This window comes from Reyranella sp. (genome assembly GCF_965279625.1).
Taxonomy (GTDB): domain Bacteria; phylum Pseudomonadota; class Alphaproteobacteria; order Reyranellales; family Reyranellaceae; genus Reyranella.
Genome location: NZ_OZ257251.1, coordinates 3,208,720 through 3,233,699, shown reverse-complemented (window position 1 = coordinate 3,233,699; position 24,980 = coordinate 3,208,720). Strand labels below are relative to the sequence as shown.

The 24,980-nt window shown below is 67.5% G+C and carries 20 protein-coding genes; 11 read left to right on the top strand and 9 right to left on the bottom strand.

Going from position 1 to position 24,980, the window contains the following annotated elements; all coding sequences use genetic code 11:
* Nucleotides 1–28 precede the first annotated feature (28 nt).
* Entirely contained in the window at nucleotides 29–1,039 is a 1,011-nt protein-coding gene (gene pip / locus ACQY78_RS15660) for a prolyl aminopeptidase (protein WP_428676556.1), read from the bottom strand.
* A gap of 111 nt (nucleotides 1,040–1,150) precedes the next feature.
* On the opposite strand from pip, the gene ACQY78_RS15655 reads away from it, so the two are divergent.
* The gene (locus ACQY78_RS15655; protein WP_428676554.1) at nucleotides 1,151–2,563 is read left to right on the top strand and encodes a M48 family metalloprotease; all 1,413 of its coding nucleotides are present in this window, start codon (nucleotides 1,151–1,153) and stop codon (nucleotides 2,561–2,563) included.
* Here the strand turns inward: ACQY78_RS15655 and ACQY78_RS15650 are convergent.
* From ACQY78_RS15650 to ACQY78_RS15625, 6 genes are all read right to left on the bottom strand, one after another.
* Complete coding sequence (locus ACQY78_RS15650; protein ID WP_428676553.1) at nucleotides 2,560–3,369, bottom strand: hypothetical protein; 810 nt, start codon at nucleotides 3,367–3,369, stop codon at nucleotides 2,560–2,562. The two genes, ACQY78_RS15655 and ACQY78_RS15650, sit on opposite strands and share 4 nt — an antisense overlap.
* A 97-nt stretch (nucleotides 3,370–3,466) precedes the next feature.
* On the bottom strand, nucleotides 3,467–3,994 hold the full coding sequence (locus tag ACQY78_RS15645; RefSeq protein ID WP_298315789.1) for a CarD family transcriptional regulator: 528 nt from the start codon (nucleotides 3,992–3,994) through the stop codon (nucleotides 3,467–3,469).
* Between the two features lie 290 nt (nucleotides 3,995–4,284).
* Nucleotides 4,285–4,620, bottom strand: a complete 336-nt coding sequence (gene fdxA / locus ACQY78_RS15640) for a ferredoxin FdxA (RefSeq protein WP_422032419.1) — start codon at nucleotides 4,618–4,620, stop codon at nucleotides 4,285–4,287.
* A gap of 78 nt (nucleotides 4,621–4,698) precedes the next feature.
* Nucleotides 4,699–4,953: an RNA-binding S4 domain-containing protein gene (locus tag ACQY78_RS15635; protein ID WP_428676551.1), complete on the bottom strand. Its 255-nt coding sequence runs from the start codon at nucleotides 4,951–4,953 to the stop codon at nucleotides 4,699–4,701.
* Between the two features lie 24 nt (nucleotides 4,954–4,977).
* Nucleotides 4,978–8,259, bottom strand: a complete 3,282-nt coding sequence (locus ACQY78_RS15630; RefSeq protein WP_428676549.1) for a helicase-related protein — start codon at nucleotides 8,257–8,259, stop codon at nucleotides 4,978–4,980.
* Between the two features lie 64 nt (nucleotides 8,260–8,323).
* Nucleotides 8,324–9,223: a LysR substrate-binding domain-containing protein gene (locus ACQY78_RS15625; protein WP_428676548.1), complete on the bottom strand. Its 900-nt coding sequence runs from the start codon at nucleotides 9,221–9,223 to the stop codon at nucleotides 8,324–8,326.
* 92 nt (nucleotides 9,224–9,315) lie between these two features.
* Between ACQY78_RS15625 and ACQY78_RS15620 the strand changes: the two genes are divergently transcribed.
* Genes ACQY78_RS15620 through ACQY78_RS15590 form a run of 7 tightly spaced genes read left to right on the top strand, consistent with a single transcriptional unit; the run spans nucleotide 9,316 to nucleotide 16,063 of the window.
* Nucleotides 9,316–10,302, top strand: a complete 987-nt coding sequence (locus tag ACQY78_RS15620) for a Bug family tripartite tricarboxylate transporter substrate binding protein (RefSeq protein WP_428676546.1) — start codon at nucleotides 9,316–9,318, stop codon at nucleotides 10,300–10,302.
* Entirely contained in the window at nucleotides 10,299–11,534 is a 1,236-nt protein-coding gene (locus ACQY78_RS15615) for a CaiB/BaiF CoA transferase family protein (RefSeq protein ID WP_428676545.1), read from the top strand. The genes ACQY78_RS15620 and ACQY78_RS15615 overlap by 4 nt, the downstream gene beginning before the upstream one ends.
* Entirely contained in the window at nucleotides 11,531–12,286 is a 756-nt protein-coding gene (locus ACQY78_RS15610) for an enoyl-CoA hydratase/isomerase family protein (RefSeq protein WP_428676543.1), read from the top strand. The genes ACQY78_RS15615 and ACQY78_RS15610 overlap by 4 nt, the downstream gene beginning before the upstream one ends.
* Nucleotides 12,287–12,295: 9 nt before the next feature.
* Complete coding sequence (locus ACQY78_RS15605; protein ID WP_428676542.1) at nucleotides 12,296–13,084, top strand: enoyl-CoA hydratase/isomerase family protein; 789 nt, start codon at nucleotides 12,296–12,298, stop codon at nucleotides 13,082–13,084.
* A 1-nt stretch (nucleotide 13,085) separates the two neighbouring features.
* Nucleotides 13,086–14,270: a CaiB/BaiF CoA transferase family protein gene (locus ACQY78_RS15600; protein WP_428676541.1), complete on the top strand. Its 1,185-nt coding sequence runs from the start codon at nucleotides 13,086–13,088 to the stop codon at nucleotides 14,268–14,270.
* A complete protein-coding gene (locus tag ACQY78_RS15595; RefSeq protein WP_428676539.1) occupies nucleotides 14,267–15,043 on the top strand; it encodes an enoyl-CoA hydratase/isomerase family protein in 777 nt (258 codons plus the stop codon). The genes ACQY78_RS15600 and ACQY78_RS15595 overlap by 4 nt, the downstream gene beginning before the upstream one ends.
* 33 nt (nucleotides 15,044–15,076) lie before the next feature.
* Nucleotides 15,077–16,063 (top strand): Bug family tripartite tricarboxylate transporter substrate binding protein, encoded by a 987-nt coding sequence (locus ACQY78_RS15590; protein WP_428676537.1) that lies wholly within the window; start codon nucleotides 15,077–15,079, stop codon nucleotides 16,061–16,063.
* Between the two features lie 3 nt (nucleotides 16,064–16,066).
* Here the strand turns inward: ACQY78_RS15590 and ACQY78_RS15585 are convergent, their stop codons facing one another.
* Nucleotides 16,067–16,804: a DUF1223 domain-containing protein gene (locus ACQY78_RS15585; protein ID WP_428676535.1), complete on the bottom strand. Its 738-nt coding sequence runs from the start codon at nucleotides 16,802–16,804 to the stop codon at nucleotides 16,067–16,069.
* A 291-nt stretch (nucleotides 16,805–17,095) separates the two neighbouring features.
* Between ACQY78_RS15585 and ACQY78_RS15580 the strand changes: the two genes are divergently transcribed.
* Genes ACQY78_RS15580 through ACQY78_RS15570 form a run of 3 tightly spaced genes read left to right on the top strand, consistent with a single transcriptional unit; the run spans nucleotide 17,096 to nucleotide 19,738 of the window.
* Nucleotides 17,096–17,839 (top strand): metal ABC transporter ATP-binding protein, encoded by a 744-nt coding sequence (locus tag ACQY78_RS15580; RefSeq protein WP_428676533.1) that lies wholly within the window; start codon nucleotides 17,096–17,098, stop codon nucleotides 17,837–17,839.
* A 16-nt stretch (nucleotides 17,840–17,855) separates the two neighbouring features.
* The gene (locus ACQY78_RS15575) at nucleotides 17,856–18,725 is read left to right on the top strand and encodes a metal ABC transporter permease (RefSeq protein ID WP_428676531.1); all 870 of its coding nucleotides are present in this window, start codon (nucleotides 17,856–17,858) and stop codon (nucleotides 18,723–18,725) included.
* Between the two features lie 38 nt (nucleotides 18,726–18,763).
* Entirely contained in the window at nucleotides 18,764–19,738 is a 975-nt protein-coding gene (locus tag ACQY78_RS15570) for an alpha/beta fold hydrolase (RefSeq protein WP_428676529.1), read from the top strand.
* 186 nt (nucleotides 19,739–19,924) lie between these two features.
* Here ACQY78_RS15570 and ACQY78_RS15565 read toward each other — a convergent pair whose 3' ends face one another.
* Complete coding sequence (locus ACQY78_RS15565; RefSeq protein ID WP_428676527.1) at nucleotides 19,925–24,760, bottom strand: NAD-glutamate dehydrogenase; 4,836 nt, start codon at nucleotides 24,758–24,760, stop codon at nucleotides 19,925–19,927.
* Nucleotides 24,761–24,980 lie beyond the last annotated feature (220 nt).

Here is a 24,980-nt window from a genome sequence, read left to right as displayed (position 1 = left end):
ATCAGGCGTTCCTCGGTTTGGTCTTTTTTTATGCGTCCCACGGAAAGCGGGGGGCAAAGAGTTCGGTGTCGCTGGTCGAGAGCCGGTAGCTTTCGGTGGCATTGACCAGCGCCGCGCGAATGCCCGGCTCCAGGGCGCTGTGGCCGGCGTCGGGCACGATGATGTAGCGGGCCTCGGGCCAGGCGCGGGCCAGCGCATCGGCCGTCACCGGCGGGCAGACGATGTCGTAGCGACCCTGGACGATGGTGGCGGGCAAATGGCGGATGCGGTCGAGACCGGCCCAGGGCCAGTCTTCCGGCACGAAGGTCCCGTTGGCGAAATAGTGGGCCTCGATGCGCGACAGGGCGAGCGCGAAGCCGCCATGGTCGGACTCGAACGGCGCGCGCACCATCGGATAGAGCGTCGAGCAGGCCGCCTCGTAGCGGCTCCAGGCGCGCGCCGCCGGACGGTGCAGGTCGGGATTGCGGTCGATCAGGCGACGGTAGTAGCTGCCCAGCAGGTCGCCACGCTCCTCGGCCGGCAGGTGCTCGGCGAATTCGCGCCACGCCTCCGGGAAGATGGTGCGCATGCCGTGGAGGAACCAGTCGATCTCCGGGCGTGCGCCCAGGAAGATGCCGCGCAGGATGAAGCCGGTGGCCCGCCCCGGATGGCTGAGACCATAGGCCAGCGCCAGCGTGCTGCCCCAGGAGCCGCCGAACAGCAGCCAGCTCGGGATGCCGAGATGCGTCCGGAGCTTCTCCATGTCGGCCACGAGATCGGCCGTGGTGTTGTCCTGCAGCTCACCGAGCGGCATCGAGCGGCCGCAGCCGCGCTGGTCGAATACGACGATGCGATAGAACTGCGGATCGAAGAACCGCCGATGGACCGGCGCGGAGCCGGCGCCCGGTCCGCCGTGCAGGAACACGACGGGCACGCCCTCGGGATTGCCGCTCTGTTCCCAATAGACCGTGTGCCGACCATCGACCGCCAGCATGCCGCTGGCATAGGGCGATATTTCGGGAAACAGATCGGAACGTAGAGGGGTCTCTGAACGCGGCATGCGATTGTCCTCGGGGCATCACTGCCATAGCGGCGGCATTCGTGCCAGCCTTGCAGGCGATTGCAGCCTTGTCCGTCGAGCGTCTAAGGTCGAGTCGTTCCAGGAGGATCCGTGGATATTCGCCGTATTCTGGCGCTGGTCGCATTGCTGGCCAGCGTCGTTGCCTGCACGTCCGCGGCGCCGTCGGCCCCGGCCTCCCCTGCGGCGACCGGACGCGGCGTCGCCACCCTGCCGCGCGACATCGAGAAGCTCGTCGGTCCCGCGGACCAGGATGCTCGTCTGCAGGCCTACGTCGACCGGGTCGGCCAGCGCGTGGTGGCAGCCGCCGGTGTCAGCGGTTTCCGCTTCGTCGTGCTCGATTCGCCGGTCGCCAATGCGCACGCCGTGCAATCCTACGTCTTCGTCACGCGAGGCCTGCTGGCGCTGCTGGAGAACGAGGCCGAACTCGCTGCGGCTGTCGGCCACGAACTCGGCCATCTGGTGCAGCGCCACGCCGCGCAGCGCGCGCGCGTCCGTCAGGGCGTGCTCGAGGCGGCGATCGACGCGGCCGCCGCCAGCGGCTCGGTCACCGTTGGCCGGGCGGTGGCGCAGGACGGTTTGCTCGCCCTGCGGCGCTATTCGCGCGAACAGGAGCTCGAAGCGGACCGCCTGGCTTTGGGCTACATCGTCAAGGCCGGCTATCGCGGCGATGCGATGGCCTCCCTGATCGAGCGGTTGCGCCAGCAGAGTGCGCTTGAGGCGCAGATCATGGGCGAGTCGCCCGATGTCGGTGACCGGCCGAGCGCCGCGTCGACCCATCCCGTGCCGATCGAACGCACCTCCGCGATCGCGGGCCTTCCGCTCGCGAACGCACCAGGCGAAACCAACGAGAAGGGCTACTTCGCGGCCATCGACGGCATGTCGGTCGACGACTCGCCGCAGGAAGGCTTCATCCGCGGCCGCACGTTCGTCCATCCGACGATGCGCCTCGCCTTCACGGCACCGCCGGGCTTCCGCCTGCTCAACGACAGCGACGGCGTGCTGGCGGTGAACCGCGACCGCTCCCTGATGCTGTTCGCCTGCGTCGCGACGCCGATATCGGGTCCGCTCGACGACTGGATGCGCAACAAGCTGAAGCCCACGCCGACCGACATCCAGACCCTGGAGATCAACGGCAACGAGGCTGCGATCGGCGCCCGCCCGCGCGGATCCGACACCGGCCTCGGCCAGGCACGCTATGTCGTCATCCGAGATGGCAATCGCGTGTGCAACTTCGCCCTGGTAAGCGAGGGCGCGCACCAGGACCGGCAGATCGAGGAGATGGTCCGGGCGGCACGGACGTTCCGTAGCCTCACGCAGGCCGAGGCGGCCGCGCTGCAGCCGTACCGGCTGCGCATCGTCTCGCCGACGGGATCGACGCCGGCACAGCTCGCCGCCCGCATGCCCTATCCCGATCTCAAGATGGAACGTCTTCTCGTGCTGAACGCGGCGCAGACACCCGCCGAGCTCGCAAGCCGCCCGCAGATCAAGATCATCGAGCCTTAGGCTTCGATCCGCTCCAGCAAGGCGCCGTCGGCGTCGAGTGCCACCAGGGCCGGCGCCGCGCGCGTGACGGTCAGGACGCGGCCGGCGTCCTGCGGGACGTTCCTGGACGGAGCGGTGCCGCGCACGACACGTTCGATGGCGGACCAGGTGCCATCGGTCGCCTTGCCGAGCGACTCATCGAGCGCTGAATCGGTCTGTGTGCTCCACCAGAAGGCATCAGCCTGCCCGTCGAGCGGCCGGCCGGGATCGACTCCACTGGCGGCAAAGACGAGCCGGCCATCGGCGCTGAGCGCGGCACGGGACAGGGTGTTCAGGAGATCGCTGTGGCCGGGAAAGGCAGCCTGTCGTTCTCGCAGGCCCGAGGTCCAGCGCGCGATGGCGCGGGAGCCGTTACGGCTGGCGATGCGGCCCTCGGCGATCGAATAGCCGTAGGCCGAGATGATGGCGTCCAGCCCGCGCGACAGCATCCAGTCGAGCACGTCGAGCGGCGCCAGCGCGAACTGGAGCTGCAGCGCCTTGTGCCAGATCTCCTCCTGCGGCCCGCGCAGGAACACGAAGTCCTCGACCTCGGCGCCGGGCCTCGCCAGCAGACGCCGGCGCAGCAGCAGCATGAGGTCGATCGTGCGCGGCGTGTTGCCGGCGGCCCCCAGCATGTTGCCCAGCACCACGAGCCGGTCGCCGGGCCGCCACTGCTGCATCAGGGCGCTTCCCAGCCGCTCCAGTGCGGCATCGTCGCCGACCAGGGCGCCGAGCGCCCAGGTGGTGCCGCCCTCGCGCAGGCGGGCGATCGAGGCAACTTTGGTCATGATTTGGGAAACGGGCGTCGCATGGCCTGACATGAAAAAGGCGGCGCGACAGGAAAGTGCCGGGCCGCCTTTTCGCTCATGATCGTACCAGAAGCTTCTAGGCGACCTTCTGCAGGACGCTGTTCAGCTTCTGGGTCGCCAGATCCTTGTCGATCCGCTCGACGGCGGCGAGTTCACGCGCCAGCCGGTCCAGCGCGGCTTCATAGATCTGCCGTTCGCTGTAGGACTGGTCGGGCTGGCCGGCGTTGCGATGCAGGTCGCGCACGACTTCGGCGATCGACACCGGGTCGCCAGAGTTGATCTTGGCTTCGTATTCCTGGGCGCGGCGGTTCCACATGGCGCGGCTCACGCGGCTGCGGCCCTTCAGGGTCACCAGCGCGCTTTCCATGATCTTGCGCGAGCTGAGCTTGCGCAGACCGGAAATCTTCGCCTTCGCCACCGGAACGCGGAGCATCATGCGCTCCTGCTCGAACGAGATCACGAACAGGTCGAGCTTGTGACCTGCGATCTCCTTGGCTTCGATATCAATTACGCGGCCGACGCCATGCGTCGGGTACACCACGAAATCGCCCTTCTCGAAGGCGTATTCCTTCGGCTTGGCGGGCGCCTTCTTCGGCTTGGCCATATCATCTAGTCCCTTCACAACAGCCCCGCTTTCTGCGATACCGCGACCCACCGCATACGCTCCCCTGCGTATTCGGCCCGGCGTCACGCCATCGGTAGGTTTCTTTCGGATACCGAAGTGGACACCGAGCGAGCGGCGGACCGGATCCCGGACCGCTTCAAGCGGCAGTCTCATATCAGAATTCAGGCGCGGAGTCGCGCAATATGTTGCATTTCAGCAACGGTCGAGCCATGCAGTAACTGCATGGCTGTTGCAAAAGGTACAATAGAGGACTTGCAGGAAAGTCTAAGTCAGCGGGCCGCCGGCTTGTCGCTGAAATACTTCTCGAACTTGTCCTTTTCGTCCTTGAACTGCTCCGCATCGGCCGGGGCGTCGCCCTTGCGGGTGATGTTCGGCCAGGTCAGCGACAGGCTGCGGTTTAGCTCAAGCCACTTCTCAAGACCCTTTTCCGTGTCCGGCAGGATTGCATTGGGCGGGCATTCAGGTTCGCAGACGCCGCAATCGATGCATTCGTCCGGATTGATGACCAGCATGTTATCGCCCTCGTAGAAGCAATCCACGGGGCACACTTCAACACAGTCCATGTACTTGCACTTGATGCAAGCCTCAGTCACGACGTAGGTCATATCGGCTCCAGAAACGAGCGGCGGCTGCTTAACGTGCGAACCCCCGCCGCGCAAGGCTGGCGATGGGGCGCACGCCATTTAGGTCGAGTCGATCTCCTCATACAACCCGCGCGCTTCCGGCGCAGGCCCGCGACGTTCCCCAAGCGCTACGACGCGCACGACTCTCACCCGGACGCCGAGCGCAAAGGTGAGAACCATGCCCGGCGCGACCGTGGCGTGCGGCTTGTCGACGGCACGGCCGTCGATCCGGCAGCGCGACTTCTCCACGAAGCGGGAAGCCAGGGTGCGGGTCTTGAAGAAGCGCGCGTGCCAGAGCCACTTGTCGAGCCGCATCGCGCCTCAGCGACTCACGGGTGGCTACTTCTTTCCACCGAGCTTGAGCTCGAGCAGCTTGGCGAACGGCGAATCGGCCGCCGCATCGCCCTTCGTCTCGGTCGTGGCGTACAGGCGCAACGCCGGCCCGCCACTGTCGCGCTGTGGCGGACGGGGGCCCCGCCTGTCGTCGCGTCCGCGGTTCTCGTTGGGGGGACGCCCGTCCTTGCGATCCTGTGTCTGGCCAGCGGGGCGCGGCGCATTGCTGGGCTGGCCGCCTCCCGGCCGGGGACCACTGCGCGGACCGTCATCCTTGCCGCGCGGCGGGCGCGGGGTGTCGGCGAAGAACTGACGCTCGTTCGGACGTTCCGGTCGGTCGCGACGACGCTGCTCGCGCTGCTGTCGTTGTTCCCGCTCCTGCAGGCGCTGGCGCTCGCGCTGCTCCTCGCGCTCGCGCACGAAGCGCGGCTTGATCGAGAAGGCATAGAGCGGTCCATTCTCTTCCGACGGCGGATGCACGCGATAGCCAAGGCCGCGCAGCACATTCGCCATCTCGGGTTCCGAGCAGCCGACCAGCGACATCATCTGCGGCGTGGCGCGGAACCAACCCGGCGGCAACGGCCGAGGCTCCTTCTTCGCAGGCTTGGCCTCTGCCGGAGGCGCGCTGCTGTCGGCGGGTGCGTCCGCACCTTCTGCCGCCGTTTCCAGGGCAGGTTCCGGCGCGGCGGGTTCGGTCGCGAGCGTGTCGGCAGCAACCGGCTCGGCCGGGGCAGCAGCCTCGACAGGCGCTTCGGCACCGGGTTCCGCCGCAGGCTCCGGAGCCGGTTCCGGGACCGGCTCGGCGGCGACAGCGACAGGCTCGGCAGCGGGAGCTTCGGGCTCGACTGCCGGCTCCGCCGGTTCGTTCTCGCCGAAGGCAGCGGCGACGATCGCCCATTCGCTGATTTCGTCGGCCGTCGCGGGCGCGGGAATCGCGGGCGCGGCACCCGTCGCCTCGGCGGCGGGCTTCTTTTCCTGCTTTTCCTGCTGCTGCGACCGGCGCGAGGCTTCGCGGCTGTCGCGCACGGCGGCACGCGCCATGGCGGCCAGGCGCTCGACCATGTCGGCGCGGATGGCGTGGTCGCCGAGCGGCAGGTAGCCGATGGTCGCGTAGAAATCGCGCTCGGCATCGCGCGGCAGATCCATCGAGGTGCGGCCCTCGGCCGGCAGCGTCGGGATCGTTTCGCGATTCTTGGCGATCATCCAGAGGCCGGCGCGCAGGCGGATCGGCACCGGCTTCAGCATGCTGGGGAAATAGAGCGAGAAGACGCCGATGCGGACGCCGAGGCGCGCCAGAGCCTTGCGGTCCTCCTCGCTGAGCTGGGCGAGCTGTTCCTCGACCGGGCGGCGTGGCAGGACGCCGAGGCCTTCGCAGAGCTGGAAAATGACGCCGCGCGCACCGGCCGGCAGTTCGGTCGTGGCGCGCGCGTCCATCAGCTCGCTGAGGCCGAGGCGAATGCGGGTCTCCACCCAGGTCGCTGCGCGCTTGCGCACTTCCTCACGGGCCGGGCCGTCGAGCAGATCGGAGGCGATGGCTTCGACCTTGGGCGCAAGCACGTCGCCCGACGGCAGAAGCCGCGCCACGGGGCCGCCGCCCCAGCAGACACGCAATTGCCCATCGAAGACGATTTCGCCGTCCGGGCTGTTCACGAAGGCCTGCAGGCGATCGGGCAGATCCTGACGCAGCACGCGTAGAGCCGCGCTCAGCACCGCCTTCTGGTCGGTCTGGCCTTCCGTTGCGTCCGGTACGAAGCGGAAGCCCTCGATGCGACCGAGATGCTCGCCCTCGACCGTGACTTCGCCCGCTGCGGCGATTGACGAGTTCATTTCACCCTCATCGCGCAATCTTCGTACAAGCAAAGCCGCGCGTCTATCGACAAACCGTTGCGTGAGTCGTTGATGCAAAACATCCGAAAGCCTGTCCTCGATGGCGCGCGCGCGCTCTTGCCAGTGGGTGGCGCGCTGAATCCAGTCGGGCCGATGGGAAATATAAGTCCATGTCCTAACGTGTGCGATGCGTGCCATCAACGTGTCGATGTCGCCGTCGAAACGTTCGAGGCGCTTCACATGGCTCTCGATCCAGTCTTCCGGCAGGCGCTCGCCACCCTGCGTCAGATGCCCGAAGAGCTGCCCCAGCAGCTGTATGTGCTCTTCCGTCATGGTCTTGCGGAAGTCGGGGACCTGGCACACGTCCCAGAGCAGCTTGACCCGGCGCGGCGAATTCAGGCGCGGCAAAAACGCCGACTGTGCCGCCAGCGTCTGCAGGGCGAGCTGATCGTCCTGCTCGCGGACCCGCTGGAGCACCGGATGCGGTGGGCTGGCGTTCAGCGAGCCGACCAGGGCCTGGACCGACCGGAAATCGAGCTCGCTGTTGCGCCACTGAAGGTCGCGCAGCGGGTCGAAGCGATGATTTTCGATCGCTTCCACGATCTCGGGCTCGAGGCCGGGGACGCCGGCCGTCGTGCCGAAAGTGCCGTCGTTCATGTGACGGCCGGCACGGCCGGCGATCTGCGCCAGTTCGACGGTGCGCAGCGGACGCGAGCTCCGACCGTCAAATTTGCGCAGGGAGGCGAACCACACATGGTTCACATCCATGTTGAGGCCCATGCCGATCGCGTCGGTCGCCACGAGATAATCGACCTCGCCCGACTGGAACATGTCGACCTGCGCGTTGCGCGTGCGCGGGCTCATCGCGCCCATGACGATCGCCGTTCCGCCGCGCTGACGGCGGATCAACTCGGCGATCTCGTAGACTTCGTTGGCCGAGAATCCCACGACCGCCGAGCGGCGCGGCAGCCGCGTCGCCTTCTTCGAGCCGACATAGGACAGGTTCGAGAAGCGGGGACGCGCGACCACGTCGATGCCGGGCAACAGTCGGTTCAGTATCGGACGGATCGTGTCGGCGCCCAGCAGCATCGTCTCGTTCAGGCCGCGTGCGTGCAGCAGCCGGTCGGTGAAGAAGTGGCCGCGCTCCGGGTCGGACGCCATCTGCACCTCGTCCACGGCGAGGAAGGAAACCGGCCTGTCGACCGGCATCGATTCCACGGTGCACACGAAATAGCGCGCGCCCGGCGGTGAGATCTTCTCCTCGCCGGTGATCAGGGCGACCTGGCCAGCACCCTTCAGTTTGACGACGCGCTCATAGTTTTCGCGCGCCAGCAGGCGCAGCGGAAATCCGATCATGCCCGAATCGTGGCCGAGCATGCGCTCGATCGCGAGATAGGTTTTGCCGGTGTTGGTGGGGCCGAGGACGGCTGTCAGGCGGCCCGAATCGCCGGAAAACGACATGGTTGCACCTTCGCGCGCGGCCGTGGCGGAAGCAAGGCCGGCCCGAATGCTGCCGAACGGTGCTTCAGGTCGAAGCGCCCCTGGTTTGCGCGAGGCCAAGTGCCTGCAGGGCTCGCGCCAGGACCGGCGAGCGGTTGTCGGCTCGCCACACCACCGAAACCTCGTTGATCGGCGCTTCGCCGAGGAGGGGTTTGAAGGCGACACCCGGAAACCCCGCGGCGGCCAGCGTGCCCGGTATCACTGAAACACCGGCGCCAACCGAGACCAGGCTGAGGATGGTGAGCAGGTTGCGCGGCTGATGTGGCGGGATCGTCGGGCTTATGCCGGCGGCGCGGCAGGCGGCGATGATGCTGTCGTAGAAGATCGGCGACATGTGGCGGAGCGGCAGGACGAAGTCGTCGCCGGCGAATTCCGAGAGCCGCACCCGGCGGCGGCCGGCCAGGCGGTGCACGTCCGACATCGCCATGAGCATCGGCTCGCGGACGATCGTGCGCGTCACGAGGTCGGGATGCGGCGTCGGCATGTGGAGGAAGCCGATATCGAGCTTGTCTTCGTGCAGGGCTTCGATCTGCTCCGACGAACTCATTTCCTGCCACATCACCGTGACGCCCGGCACGCCGCGCGAAATCTTGCTGTAGAGCTTCCGGATTTTGGTGAAGACCGAGGAGGTGATCAATCCGGCGCGCAGATAGCCGCTTCGGCCTTCGTGCGCGCGCTGCACGACGTGGCGCAGCCCGTCCGCCTGGGCGATCAGCCGTCGCGCTTCGTCGAGCAGCGCGGTGCCGGCATCGGTGAGGCGCACCGATCGCTTGGTGCGATGGAACAGCAGGGCACCGATTTCCAGTTCCAGGTTCTTGATGTGCTGTGTGAGCGGCGGCTGGGAAAGGGCGAGCCGCTTTGCCGCGCGGCCGAAATGCAGTTCTTCGGCGACAGCCAGGAAGCAGCGAAGGGACCGCAGATTCATCGGTGATACGATAATCAGATTATTCTGATTCAAAAAATATAATTCTCATATGATCGGACTCGGCGAATCCTTCTCCTCGGAGGAAACGCAAAATGAAAACGAGACGATTTGTGCTGGGCGCGCTGTCGGCGCTTGCCTGCACCGGATCGGCGCTTGCCGGAGCCCAGGCGCAGACCCAGTCCTATCCCGACAAGCCGATCCGGCTGATCGTGCCGTTCACGCCCGGCGGCGTGACCGACAATATCGGCCGCGTGCTGGCCGAGCGCATGGGCCGCGAACTCGGGCAGAGCTTCATCATCGACAATCGCGCGGGCGCCAACGGCCGCATCGGCACCGACGCCGTCGCCAAGGCCGCGCCCGACGGCTACACGCTGCTGCTGGGCGGCATCGGCGCTCTCACCATCCATCCGCACATGCTGAAGCTGCCGTATGATCCGGTGAACGACTTCGTGCCGATCAGCCTCGTCGCCACGAACGACGTCGTCATCGTCGTGAACCCGAAGCTGCCCGTGAAGACCCCGGCCGAACTGGTGGCCTACGTGAAGGCCAACGGGGCCAAGATGCAATATGGCTCCTCGGGCATCGGCGCCCCGACCCATCTCGCGGCCGAACTCTTCAAGACGCGCGTCGGCTCCAACATGGTGCACGTGCCCTACAAGGGCGACAGCGCCGCCGTGATGGATGTCGTCGCGGGCAACGTCGATCTCAGCTTCTCGACCGTTTCGGCCACCCTCTCGCTGATCCAGGCCGGCAAGCTCAGGGCGATCGCCATGACCGGCCTGCAGCGCTCGCAAAGCCTGCCCGACGTGCCGACACTCGACGAGACGGTGCTGAAAGGATTCAATGCCGATACCTGGGTCGGCCTGTTCGCGCCCGCCCATACGCCCGATCCGATCATCAAACGCCTCTACGAGGCCACCAAGGCCGCGCTGGCCGATCCCGACGTTCGCAGAAAGCTGATCGCCGGCGGCAACAACATCGTCGGCAACGATACCGCCCAGTTCCGCACCTTCCTCGACGCCGAATCGAAGAAGTGGGGCGACGTGATCCGCACCGGCAACATCAAGCTGGACGAATGATGGCCGCCGGCGTGCAAGCGCTGGAGGGCGTGCGGGTCCTCGACCTGAGCCGCGTGCTGGCGGGTCCGTCGGCCGCGCAGACGCTGGCCGATCTCGGTGCCGAGGTGATCAAGATCGAGCGGCCGGCGGTCGGCGACGACACGCGGCTGATGGGGCCGCACTTTCCCGGCGGCACGGGCGAACTGGTCAACAGCTCAGCCTATTTCTGGGCGGCCAATCGCGGCAAGCGCTCCGTTGCCATCGATCTCGCCAACGCCGAGGGCGCCGATCTCGTACGCGGCCTCGTCGCCAAGGCCGACGTGCTGATCGAGAATTTCAAGGTCGGCACGCTCGAGCGCTACGGCCTCGGCTGGAGAGATCTCGCCGCGATCAATCCGCGGCTGGTCTATTGCTCGATCACCGGCTTTGGCCTGACCGGCCCCTATCGCACCCGCGCCGGATACGATTCGATCATCCAGGCGATGGGCGGCCTGATGAGCCTCACCGGCGAACCCGACGGCCAGCCGGGCGGCGGGCCGCAGCGGGCCGGGGTACCGATGATCGACATCCTGACCGGCCTCTACGCCTCGACCGCGATCCTGGCGGCGCTCCGCCATCGCGACCGCAGTGGCGCCGGCCAGCAGATCGACTTGTCGCTGCTCGACGTCATGGTCTCCTCGCTGTCCTATTTCGCGGTCGATCATCTGGCGTCCGGCCGGGTGCCGCGGCGCACCGGGTCGCGCAATCCGGTGACGCATCCCAGCGGCATCTATGCCTGCCGCGACGGTCGAATCATGATCATCGCAGGCAATGACGACCAGTTCCGCCGCCTGTGCGCCGTACTCGAAATGCCGGCGCTGGCCGGCGATCCGCGCTTCACCTCCTCGCCGCTGCGCGTCGCCAACCACGCCGCCCTCGATGCAGTCGTCGAGCCCGCGATCGCGCGGCGCACGGTCCTCGATTGCCTCACCGCGTTCGAGGCGGTGGGGCTGCCGGCCGGCCCGATCAACGACCTCGGACAGGTCTTCGCCGATCCGCAGGTGCAGGCGCGCGGTGCGGTCGTGCACTTCGATGATCCCGATCTCGGTGACGTCGCCTGCCTCGCCTCGCCGATGCGGATGTCGCAGACACCGGTCCGATACGACGGTCGTCCGGCACAGCTCGGCGAACATACCCGCGAGACCCTTTCGACTCTTCTTGGCCTCGGCGACGAAGCCATCGACGCACTGCAAGCCAGGGGAGCTATCGGATGAGCGGAGATCCCGTCCTCTACGAAATGCAAGGTCCGGTCGCGATCATCACCTTGAACCGGCCGGAGAAGCGCAACGTCGTGAACCTGGCGATGCGCGACGGCGTCCTGGCGGCGTGGAAGCGCTTCGAGGCCGATCCCGCGGCCAGGGTGGCGATCCTGACCGCCGCAGGCGACAAGGCCTTCTGTGCCGGCCGCGATCTCTCCGAGGCTGCGAGCGGCCATGGCCACGGTTTCATCCCGATCCTGCGCGACGAGATTTCGGTCTCCAAGCCGGTGATCGCCGCGATCAACGGTGCGGCGCTGGGCGGCGGCTGCTTCATGGCGATCTCGTGCGACCTGTGCGTCGCGGCCGACAGTGCGACCTTCGCTTTGACCGAGGTCCGCGTCGGGCGCGCGCCGATCTACGCCTTCTGGCTGAACGGGGTGATCCCGCAGAAGGTGGCGCTCGAAATGTCGTTGACCGGCAATCCGATCACGGCGCGGCGTGCCCACGAGCTCGGCCTGGTCAATCACGTCGTGCCCGACGACTTCCTGATGGAGAAGGCGCTGGGCCTCGCGATGGATCTTTGCGCCGCCGCACCGCTCGCGGTGAGCGCCACCAAGGCGATGATCTACGAGACCGCCGGGCTCAAGCCCGAAGCCGCAATGGCGGTGGCACTGGAACGTTTCAAGCCGGTGTTCGAGAGCGACGACGCGGTGGAGGGCATGCGCGCCTTCCGCGAGAAGCGACTGCCGGTCTGGACGGGAAAATAGGAGAGAACGATGCCCCTGCTTTGTGAGAAACGCGGCCATGTGGCCATCCTGACCTTGAGCCGGCCCGAGGCGCGCAACGCCTGGGACGAGGACTTCAACGAAGGCCTCGAGGCGCGGCTCAGCGAACTCGAGCACGACCACGAGATCCGCTGCGTGATCCTGACCGGCGACGAGAAGGGTGCCGCCTTCTCGGCCGGCGCCAACCTCGCCGACACCGAAACCCACACCGTCGCCTCGCCGGCGGCGTTCATCACCGGCATCCCGCACTGGCGGAAGTTCGTCGCCAACCTGCTGACCGACTTTCCAAAGCCGGTGATCGCCGCGGTCAACGGCTATGCGATCGGCATCGGCTGCATCGCCACCTATTGCTGCGATCTCATCGTAGCCTCGGAGCGCGCCGAATGGCGCCTGCCGCAGGTGCGGCTGGGCATCATGCCGGCCTATGGCGGCGCGGTGCGCCTGTCGCGCTGGGTCGGCAAGGGCAATGCGATGAAGGCCGCGCTCGGCCATCCGATCGACGGCGCCGAGGCCTACCGCATCGGCCTGGCGCAGTGGCTGGTGCCGCACGCCGAACTCATGGATCGCGCCCTCGAGGTCGCCGAGGACATCGCGGCCCTGCCGCCGCTCGCCGCGCGGCTGGCAAAGGAATCGCTGACCAAGGGTCTCGACATCCCCAACATCCAGGATGCCTCGGAAGTCGACGTCTACCGTTTCATGGCGCTCAGCCAGACCGAGGACTCCAAGGAAGCCCACAATGCCTGGCGCCAGAAGCGCAAGGCCACGGTGCGCGGCACCTGACATGACCGCCTTTACGGGCATCCGCGTCCTCGACCTCAGCCGCGTCCTCGCGGGGCCGTTCTGCGGCCAGATGCTCGCGGACTTCGGCGCCGACGTGATCAAGGTCGAGGATGTCGGCGGCGACGAGAACCGCAAGTGGGCGCCGGTCATCGAGGGGCAGAGCGCCAACTTCCTCAGCGTCAACCGCGGCAAGCGCGGCATGACGCTCAATCTCAAGAGCCGGTCCGGCCAGGAGGTGCTGGCCGCGCTGGTGAGCAAGGCGGACGTGGTGATCGACAGCTTCCTGCCCGCGGTCGCCCGGCGACTGGGCGTCGACGACGAGAAGCTGCGCGCGCTTCGGCCCGATCTCGTGCATGCGACCATCAGCGGCTACGGCCATGAGGGGCCGCTTGCCGACAAGCCGGGCTACGACCTGATGCTGCAGGCCTTCAGCGGCATGATGGCGATGACCGGCGAGCCCAACGGCGGCCCGATCCGCGCCGGCGCCTCCTTCATCGACATGGCGACCGGACTTCTCGCTTTTTCGGGAATCGCCTCGGCGCTCTATGCGCGGCAGGCCGGCAAGGCGGGCGGCCAGCATATCCGGGTATCGCTGATGGAGACGGCGATTGCGCTGCTCGGCTATCACGTGCCGGCCTACACGATGGCCGGCAAGGTGCCGCCGCGCGACGGCTCGGGCGTTTGGCACATCGTGCCCTACCAGGCCTTCGCCACGCGCGACGGTCACGTTCTGGCAGGCGCGACCAACGACGCGGCCTGGCAGCGCCTCTGCGCGGCGATCGGCGCGACGACCCTCGCCGCCGATCCAGCGCTCGCCACCTCGGCGCTGCGCATCGAGAACCGCGACAGGGTGATCCCGGCGCTGGCCGCGATCTTCGCCACCCGGCCGACCGCCGACTGGGTCGAGGCCCTCGACGCCGCCAACGTGCCGTGCGCGCCGGTGAACGACATCTCGCAGACGCTGGCCCATCCGCAGATCGCGGCGATGAAGATGGTGCTGGACGTGGCCCGCCGCGACGGCGGGTCGATGCCACTGGTCGGCGTACCGCTCAACCTGTCGGCGACGCCGGCGGCGCCCGGCGCTGCCCCGCCGCTGCTCGGGGAACACACCGACGCCATCCTGCGCGGTGAACTTGGATTGGACGAGGCGCGCATCACGGCGCTGAGAGAAGAGGGAGCGATATGAGCGGCAGGATCGAACTCGAACGGCGGGCCGACGGTGTGGCGGTGCTGTGGATCGACAACCCCGAGCATCGCAACGCGCTGAACAATGCGCTGATCGACGCGCTGACTGGCCATTGTCGCACCCTGGCGGCCGATCCCTCCTGCAGGGTCCTCGTGATGCGCGGCCGCGGCGGCATCTTCTGTGCCGGCCGCGAGCTGCGCGACCTGCGGGCGCTGCAGGATGCGTCGAACGACACGATCGTGGCGACCTACGAAAAGCTGAAGGCTCTGAACGAGGCGGTATGGTTCTGCCCCAAGCCGACGGTGGCGCTGATCGAGAAGTACGCGTTCGGCGCCGGCGCCACCCTGTCGAGCTGGTGCGACATCGCCTTGTCCGAGGAAACGGCGCTGTTCGCCTACCCGGAGGTCCATCACGGTTTCCCGCCGTCGCCCGCGCTGATGGCGCTGTTCCTGGCCGTCGGCCGCAAGAAGGCGATGGAGCTGGTTCTGACAGGCCGCCGCATCGACGCACTGGAAGCCGACCGGATCGGCCTGATCACGCGGGCTGTGCCGGCGGCCTCGCTCGAGGCCGAGCTCGAGAAGATGCTGGCCGGCCTGCTGCGCAGCGGGCCGGATGCGGTGGCGCGCACCAAGCAGTTCGTGTGGCACAGCGACGAGTCCGGCCATCGCGCCTCGATGGCGACGGCCGTGGATTCGATCAGCCTCGGGCTTGCCAGCCCGCAGGCCCGCGAAGGCATCGCTGCCTTCTTCGACAAGCGCGTTCCGAAATGGTGATGGCAACGACTGAAAGAAGACGGGAGGACCAAGATGAATAGACGCAAGCTTCTCATCGGCGCCGCCGCTCTCGGCGTGGGCGCATTGCAGGGCGCGAAAGCCGCCGGCGCGCAGGACACCTATCCCTCCAAGCCGATCAGGCTGGTGGTGCCATTCCCGCCGGGCGGTCCGACCGACGTGTTCGGCCGCCGCTATGGCGAGCGTCTGTCTGCGCTGCTGGGTCAGCCGGTGGTGATCGAGAACAAGGCGGGCGCGGGCGGGACGATCGGCGCCGACCTCGTCGCGAAATCGAAGCCCGACGGCTACACGATGCTGTTCGGCTCGTCCTCGACGCAGGTCACCAGCCCGTTGCTGATGCCGACGCCGCCCTATCATCCGGTGAAGGACTTCGTCCTGTTCATCGTGGGGCGTGTCCCCATGGTGATTGCGGTGAACCCGGCGGTGCCGGCCAAGACGCTGCCCGAGCTGGTGGCGCTCCTCAAGGCCCATCCCGACAAGTATCGCTACAGCTCGTCGGGCATGGGCAGCATCAATCATCTGGGCGGTGAGTTGTTCAAGATGAAGGCCGGCAATCTCAGCGCGCTGCACGTGCCCTACAAGGGCAACAGCCCGGCCCTTCAGGCCTGCCTGTCGGGCGAGGTCGACTTCATGCTCGACACGTTCGGCACGTCATTCAGCCACTACAAGTCGGGCAAGCTGCGCTACCTCGCGGTGTGCGACGAGAAGCGCTCGGCGCTGGCGCCCGAGGTGCCGACGACCGGCGAGAGCGGCCTGCCCGAGGTCCAGGTGCTGACGGTCAACCCGGTGGCGCTGCCGGCCGGCACGCCGCAGGCGATCGTGACGGCCATCGCCGAGGCCACTCGAAAGATCATGGCCGACGAGAAGCTGCTCGCCGACTTGCGCAGCATGTCGATTGATCCGGTGGGCGATGCCGATCCGGCGAAGTCGGCTGCCTATTTCACGAGTGAGATCGAGCGGTGGGAACCCATCATCAAGGCGACCGGCGCCAAGATGGAGTAGCGCTCAGCCCGAATAGGCGGGTTCCAGCTTATTGCAGCCGATCACCGCGCCGTGGTCCGTCCACTGGACGAGGACGGCCACGCCTTGTGTGGCACCGATGCGGTCGGCGGCGATCGTCCAGCTCTTCGCCGCGCCGTCCCAGTGATCGATCAGCTCGAGCTGCCGCACGGTGTTGAAGTTCTCGATCATGCGGCCCTGGTTCTCTCCGCTCTTCACGGGCGTCGTGTGGCGGCGATCGTAGACCGCGAGCGTCACGTCGGCGGCGCGGCCGTCGAGCGGGAAGGCGTCCAGCCGCACGGTGAGCGGACTGCCACTGGGCCGCGAAAGCTCGGGCGTTGCGCGCGTGGGCGAACGGGACTGCGCCTTGGCCAGCAGCGCCTCTATGGGCGCCTTGTCGCGACCGGTGTCATGGCCGATGCCGTCGACCACCATCTCCGGCGTGTAGACATAGCGTTGCTTCAGCACGCGGGCATAGGCGCGCTGGCGTTCGGTCGTTTCGCGGGAGGCGAAGGGATCCCTCCACCCCATGTAGTCCCAATAGTCGACGTGAAAGGCGAGCGCGACGATGTCGGGCCGCATCGACAGGCGACCGAGATAGGCGTCGGCCGGCGGGCACGAACTGCAGCCCTGCGACGTGAAGAGCTCGACGGCCCATGGCCCGTCGCTCGGCGGCCGCGCGGACGACCACCGTGGAGCCGCTGCCGACAGGCCGGCCGCGACGGCGGCGGCGCCGATCAGCACGGATCTGCGACTTGGAATTAAAGACGTCGACATGGGAGACAAGATGCGCGCGCCGCCCCGGCTCTGCCAATCAACAATCGGTCACTGACCGTTCACCGGCCGGTGACATCGGCCCCATCGGGGACCTTATGGACTCGCGAGGGGTAATATTATAACAATCCCGCCGAATGCGCAGACCGCTCTCTCCCGGCACGACCCTGCTGGCCATGAGCGCCCCGGCCCGAATCGCGGCCGCGGTCGCCGTCTCGGCCGTACTGTGGCTTTGTGCCTGGTGGGCACTGTAGGTCCGCCATGAACGCCGCGCTGCGCCTGACCGACCTGACCGTGAGCTACGATCGTCACCCGGCGGTCCATCACGTGTCGGCGGAGATCCCGGCCGGCGAGATGACGGCGATCGTCGGCCCCAACGGGGCGGGCAAGAGCACGCTTCTGAAGGCGCTGATCGGTCTGGCGCCACAAGTGGAAGGCCGCATCGAGTGCACGGCGAAGCGGATCGCCTATCTTCCCCAGCAGGCGGAGATCGATCGTTCCTTTCCGATCTCGGTGCTCGATACCGTGCTGCTCGGCCGCTGGTCGCGTTTCGGTGGTTTCGGGGCCGCCAAGCCCGTCGACCTGCATGACGCCAGTCATGCGATCGAGGCGGTCGGCCTCTCGGGCTTCGAACGCCGGCCGATCGACACGTTGTCGGTCGGCCAGTTCCAGCGCGTGCTGTTTGCGCGACTGCTGCTGCAGGATGCCGATCTCGTGCTGCTCGACGAGCCCTTCGCCGCCATCGACAGCAAGACCGTTGCCGACCTGATGGTCGTGATCCGCCGCTGGCGGGCAGAGAAGCGCACCGTCGTCGCGGTGCTGCACGATTTCGACCAGGTCCGCCGCGACTTTCCGCACGCGCTGCTGCTGGCGCGCGAGCTGGTCGATGCCGGCCCGACCGTGCGTGTCCTGTCGGCGGAGAACCTTCTACGGGCCCGCGCCATGGCCGAGGCCTGGGACGAGCAGGCCGGCACCTGCGACGTGCCGTTGCGCCTCAGCGCCTGATCGAGCGTTTCGCGTCATGTTTTATGAGTATGTGATCGCGCCCTTCGCCGATTTCGGCTTCATGCGCCGCGCCCTGGTGGCGAGCCTCGCGCTGTCGGTCGGCGGCTCGGCGATCGGTGTGTTCCTGATCCTGCGCCGCATGAGCCTGATGGGCGACGCGCTGGCGCATTCGCTACTGCCCGGCGCCGCCATGGGCTTCCTGATCGGCGGCCTGTCGCTGCCGGCAATGAGCCTCGGTGGCTTCATCGCCGGCGTCGCCACGGCGCTGCTCTCGGGAATCATCGCGCGCTTCTCGAGCATGCGCGAGGATGCGAGCTTTGCCGCCGCTTACCTGACAGCGATGGCGCTGGGCGTGCTGATCGTCTCCCTGCGCGGCTCGGCGGTCGATCTCATGAACATCCTGTTCGGCGCGATCCTCGCCGTCGACGAAGGGGCGCTGGTCCTCGTCGTGTCGACGGCGACGCTGACCCTGATCGGCCTCGCCGCGATCTATCGTCCGCTGGTCGTCGAATGCTTCAACCCGGGCTTCCTTGCCGCCATGGGCGTGCGCGGTTCGCTCTACCACTATCTCTTCCTGTCGCTCGCCGTTCTGAACATGGTGGCGGGCTTCCAGGCGCTGGGCACCCTGATGGCGCTCGGCCTCATCCTGCTGCCCGCGGTCGCCTCGTCCTTCTGGGCGCGCGAGGTCTGGTCGATGAGCTTGGTCGCCGCGCCGATGGCCTTCACGTCGGCGGCGGTCGGCCTGCTCGTGTCGTTCCACGCCGGCCTGCCCTCCGGCCCGGTGATCGTTCTGTTCGCCAGCTTCTTCTTCCTGCTGTCGCTGCTCTTCGGGTCGCGCGCCTCGGTGCGCGCGCGGCTGTCACGGCCGGTTCACTTGCGCGGCTGAGGCGGCAGGCTAGGGTGACCTCCGCGGAGGAAACCAGAATGACCAACTCACCGGTGCCGGGCGTCACGCTGAAGACGACGACCGCCAACAACATTCATATGCGCTATGCCGAGGCAGGCAGCGGTCCGCTCGTGTTGTTCTGTCACGGCTGGCCGGAGAGCTGGTACTCTTGGCGCCACCAGCTCCGGGCCGTGAGTGAAGCGGGGTTCCGCGCCGTCGCGCCCGACATGCGCGGCTATGGCGGCACGCAATCGCCCGAGCCGATCGACCAGTACACGCTCTTCCATCTCGTGGGCGACATGGCCGAGCTGGTGAAGGCACTCGGCGAGACCAAGGCGGTGATCGTGGGCCACGACTGGGGCGCGCCCGTCGCCTGGCATGCCGCTCTCTGGAGGCCCGATCTGTTCACAGCTGTCTCGGCCATGAGCGTGCCCTATGCGCCGCCGGGCTATGTCGACATCCTGTCGGCGCTCGAGAAGCTCGGCATCGACAACTTCTATCTGCAGTACTTCCAGAAGCCCGGCGTCGCCGAGGCCGAATTGCAGCAGGACATTCGCGGCGCCTTGCGCAAGCTCTACTACACCGCCGGCGGCGAGATGACGGAGAAGGACAAGGGCTTTGGTCGCCTCACCGGCGGCTCGCTTCTGGCCAACACCGTCGATCCCGCGGAGCTGCCGGGATGGCTCAGCGACGCCGACCTCGACTACTACGCCGGGGAGTTCGCCCGCGCGGGCTTTCGCGGCGGCCTCAACTGGTATCGCAACCTGCGGCGCAACTGGGAGCTCAGCGGTCCGTGGCGCGGCCAGCCGATCCGCCAGCCCTCGCAATTCATCGCCGGTAGCCGCGACGGCGTGCTGCGCTTTCCGGCCGCCAAGAGCCAGCTCGACGCCTATCCGAAGACCCTGCCGGGCCTGCGCGGCAGCCATATCCTCGAGGGGGCCGGCCACTGGGTGCAGCAGGAGCGCGCGAGCGAGGTGAACCGCCTGCTGATCGAATTCCTCAAGGGGCTCTGAGAGAAGACGTGAGAACCGCGCCCTAACAAGCTGTTGAATAGCTTTCAGCAGGTACCGGCGAGCAACATTGTTGCGCCAACGGTCACCGCGACACAGGATTCAGGGGGTGCGACATTCATTTCATTTGTTTCGTTTATTTCGGTTATTTCGTTTATTCGCCGTGACTCTGACTTTTTCACCGGCCTGCTAAACCAGGGTGCGCAACTCGGCGATGGCAACCGACAGCATGGCAAGGTCGATGGCGCCGGCCGAGGCGAGATCCTCCAGGAGCCGGTCCACCCGCTCGAGCGCGAGCTTGCGCGGTTCGCTCCAGGCGGCGAGAGCCGTGTCGGGATCGCAGTCGTTGTTCCCGCTCGCTCGCAGGGCAGACCGCAGCAGGTCGGCATGGAGCGCTGCCAGTTCGTCCTGCATCGCGAGCGCGGCCTGCGAGGGCCATAGACCCTCGCGCGGCAGCTTCTGCGCGGCATTGGCCAGCAGCGCCAGCGACAGCCGCTCGCCCAGGCGGAAATAGAGCCTGGCGGCACTGCCGATCGTGCAGCCATTGGCCTGGGCGGCCAGGGCGAGGTCGCCTGCGGCGGACAAGGCTTCGAGCGCGGCGGCGCGGCGGGCGAGATCGGCCGGCGCGCCCATCGCTTCGAGGGCGGCGGAGCGTTCGCCGAGCGCCGCGCCTTCGGCCTCGCCCACAAGATCCGCAGGCAGGCTGCCCAGCTCGGCGACGGCGCGGCCGAGCCGATCCGTTGCGGCGATGGTGTCGAGCGGCTGCGGCAGGCGCCGCAGGACCCATTGCACGCCGCGCAGTACGAAGCGTTGCGAGGCGATCAGCATCCGGATCTGCGCCGCGGCCTTGAGCGCCGGATCGAGGCCTTCGATGTCGGCCCACAGGTCGCGCAGCTTCCAGGCATCGCGCACGACGGTGAAGGCCTGGGCGATGGCGGCCGCCGAGGCGCCGGTCCGCTGCGCCACCGTGTGAACGAAGGTCGGGCCGCAGCGATTGACCAGCGAGTTCACGACCTGCAGCGCGGTGATCTCACGGCGCAGGCGATGGCCCTGGAGCGCGGCTTGGTACTTTTCCTGCAGGGCCGCCGGGAAGTAGCGCAGCAGTTCCTCTTGCAGGCGCGGATCATCGGGCAGGTCGGAGGCCAGGATCTCCTCGTTGAGGTCGATCTTGGCGTAGGCCAGCAGCACCGCGAGTTCAGGCCGCGTCAGCGGTTGGCGATTCTGGGCGCGCACGCGCATCGCGACGGTATCGGGCAGGAATTCGACGGCGCGGTCAAGCCGTCCCTTGCGTTCGAGCGCGCGCATGAAGCGTTCCAGCCGGTCGTGTTCCTCGGCCGCCTGGCCCTCGGCGACGCTGACCGCCTGGCTTTGCTGGTAGTTGTTGCGCAGGACCAGGCTCGCCACTTCGTCGGTCATGGAGAAGAGCAGCGGATTGCGGGTGTCGGCCGTGAGCGCGCCGCTCGCGATGGCGCCGCCCGTCGCGATCTTGATGTTGACCTCGTGGTCGGACGTGTCGACGCCCGCCGAATTGTCGATCGCGTCGGTGTTGATCTTGCGGCCGGCGAGCGCGGCCTCGACCCTGCCGCGCTGCGTGAAGCCGAGATTGGCGCCCTCGCCGATCACGCGCGCGCGCAATTGGCCCGCGTCGACGCGCACCGCATCGTTGGTGCGGTCGCCGGCATCGCCATTGCCCTCGCTCGACGCCTTCACGTACGTGCCGATGCCGCCGAAATAGAGCAGGTCCACCGGCGCCGTCAGGATGGCGCGGAGCAGATCGAGGGGCGCCAGGGTCGGCGTCTCGATGCCCAATACCGCGCGCGCTTCGGGCGACAAATTCAGGGACTTCGCGGCGCGATCGAAGATCGCTCCGCCCGCCGACAACAGGCTCTTGTCGTAATCCATCCACGAGGAGCGCGGCAGCGCGAACAGCCGTTGCCGCTCGGCCAGGCTCGTGGCGGGATCGGGCGAGGGATCGATGAAGATGTGGCGATGGTCGAAGGCCGCCACCAGCTTGATGTGCGGCGACAGCAGCATGCCGTTGCCGAACACGTCGCCCGACATGTCGCCGACTCCCGCGACCGTGAACGGCGTTTCCTGGATGTCCTGTCCCAGTTCGCGGAAGTGGCGCCTCACCGACTCCCACGCGCCGCGCGCGGTGATGCCCATCTTCTTGTGGTCGTAGCCGGCCGAGCCGCCCGAGGCGAAAGCATCATCGAGCCAGTAGCCGTAGTCGCGGGCCAGGCCGTTGGCGATGTCGGAGAAGGTGGCCGTGCCCTTGTCGGCGGCGACCACGAGATAGGGATCGTCCGCGTCGTGCCGCACCACGTCGGCGGGTGGCACGATGCCGCCGCCCTTTTGCTCGCCTGTCGCATAGTTGTCGGTAATGTCGAGCAGGCCGCGGATCAGGGTCCGATAGCAGGCGATGCCCTCGGCCTGGACCTCCTCGCGCGTGCCCCCGGCCGGGGCGTGCTTCACGTAGAAGCCGCCCTTGGAGCCGACCGGGACGATGACGGCGTTCTTGACCATCTGGGTCTTCATCAGGCCCAGGATCTCGGTGCGGAAATCCTCGCGCCGGTCGGACCAGCGGATGCCGCCGCGGGCCACTCGTCCGCCGCGCAGATGGATGCCTTCCATGCGCGGGCTGTAGACGAAGATCTCGACCAGGGGCCGCGGCGCCGGCAGCTCGTCGATGGCGCGGCTGTCGATCTTCAAGGAGATCCACTCCTTCGTGCCCCCCGCCTGCCAGTAGTTGGTGCGCAGGGTGCAGAGCACGGCGTTGTGGAAGCGCCGCAGGATGCGGTCTTCGTCCAGCGTGGTGACGGCTTCGAGGGCGGCCGCCATTTCCGCTTCGATCGCCGCGATCTTCGCCGTGCGCGCCTCGGAGGCAGCCTCGCCCAGCGCCGGATCGAAGCGCGCCACGAACAGGTCGACCAGCAGGCGCGCCACCTTCGGATAGGCGGCCAGCGCGCGTTCCATGTATTCCTGACTGAACGGAATGCCGGCCTGCCGCAGATATTTCGCGTAGGCACGCACGATGGCGATCTCGCGCCAGGCGAGGCCGGCGCCCAGCACCAGACGGTTCAGCCCGTCATTCTCGAGCGCGCCTTCGCGCAATTTCTCGATCGCCTCGATGAAGCGGGGGCCTGCGGCGGCGAGATCGACCGCCGACTTGTCCGTGGTTTCCACGCGCAGCACCTGCATGGCAATGCCATGGGTCTGCTCGTCGCCGCCCTCCTTGCGCAGCAGGAAGGGCACCTCGCTGATCACGCGCAGGCCGAGATTCTCGGCGAGCGGCAGGATGTCGGACAACGCAAAGGGCTTGCGTGGGTGGAACAGGCGGAGCGCGAAGCGGTGCGCCGGCATCCCGGCGCGGCGGCCGACCTGCACGCCGAATTCGGCGCCGTCGACGAACCTCTGGAGCTGCTGGATATCGGTCGCGGCCTGGATCGAATCGAAGGTCTCGCGATAGACCACGGGGAACCAGTCGCGCCAGCGCCGTGCGGCGGCGCGTCCTTCCGCCTCGCCGAGTCTTTCCTGCAGGGTGGCCCGCAGCCGGTCGTTCCACGACGTCGCCGCCTCGATCAGGTCGCGTTCGAGCGCGGCAAGATCGGGACCGGCCTGCTCGCGCGTGCCCAGCTTGAGCGTATAGAGCGACTGGACCAATGCGGAATTGCTGCCGACAGAGGTGACGACAGACGTCACCTTTCCCGCCCACGCTTTCTCCAGCAGGGCGGAAAAGCGCTCCGAAAGCGCGGCATCGAAGCGCTCGCGCGGGACGAAGACCAGCGCGGTGGCGAAGCGGCCCACCGTGTCGAGCCGCGTGAACAGCGCCACGCGCCGGCGTTCCTGCAGCTGCAGGATGCCCAGCACATGGTCGTAGAGCGTGTCCTCGTCGACCTGGAACAGCTCGTCGCGTGGGTAAGAATCGAGGATCGCCAGCAGGGCCTTGCCGTCATGGCCGTGGCGGTCGAATCCCGAGCGGCGCAGCAGCGACTCGATTCGGCCGCGCAGGAGCGGCACGTCGTGCACGGCCGCGTGGTAGGCGGCGGAGGTGAACAGGCCGACGAGTCGATGTTCGCCGGTGACGCGCCCGTCGGCGTCGCAGGTCTTCACGATCACGCAGTCCATCGCGCCGATGCGGTGGACCAGCGATTGACGATCGGTCTTCACGATCAGGATGTTGTTCGGGCCCCGCGCAAAGCGCGCCATCGCCTCGCCGCTGCCCACGCCGACCTCGAACAGGCGGACCTCGTCGCGGCGCAGGATGCCCAGGGCCGATCCGGGCACCAGCTCGTAGCGCAGGCCGCCGGGCTGGTTCGCGTCCTCGACGTAGCGATAGCGGCGATGGCCGAGGAAGGTGAAGTGGTTGGCCTCGAGCCAGCGCAGGAAGTCTTCGTACTCCGAGAGGCCCGGCGCATGGCCGGGGGCCAGGTCGGCGATGGCGTCGAGGCAGGCGCGGCGCATCGCCTGCCAGTCGTCGACGGCCAGCCGCACTTCGGCCAGCACGCGCGTGAGCGCGGCGGCGATCTCGTCCAGCAGCCCGGGGTCGGCCTGGCGATCGATCTCGATATGCATCATCGACTCGGAGCGGGCGCGTTCGCCGGCTTCGAGCGCGATGCCCACCAGGTCGCCGTCGAGATCGCGCCGCGCCGCCATCACCGGATGGGCGAGCAGATGGACGGCGAATTCGCGGCGATTGAATTCGTTGGAGATCGAATCGACCAGGAACGGCATGTCGTCGTTCACGATCTGCACGATCGTGTGACGGCTCTCGAACCCGTGGTCGGCGAGGGAGGGGTTGAAGATGCGGACCTTGGCGACCCCAGGCAGGCGCCGGCGGGCGAAGGCCAGCAAGGAAGTGGCTGCAGCGGCGCGCTGGACTACGGGGGCGGCGGCGAGGTCCTTGTCCGACAGGCGGCCAAACAGCCTGCGCGCAAATTGTGCGGAATCCTCACCGCCAGCCTGGAGCGCGGCAGCGCAGATGGCGTCCAATCCATAGACGCGCGGCACCGAAGCGGTGACCATATTTTGTGCATTCCTCCGCAAAACCGGGGGCGATGTTACGCCTGACCATGACATTCTGACGACGGACTCTTGGCGAAGCCGAGAATGCCCATCGTATCTCGCCTTTCACGGCTTGGCCCCGAGAGGTTGAGCCGATTCACTGCGGTTTCTGTCCAAGGGCCACGGATTCCGCGGGAAAGCGCGTTTTGTTCTCATCCTATGCTGCACCTGCGAAGAGTCG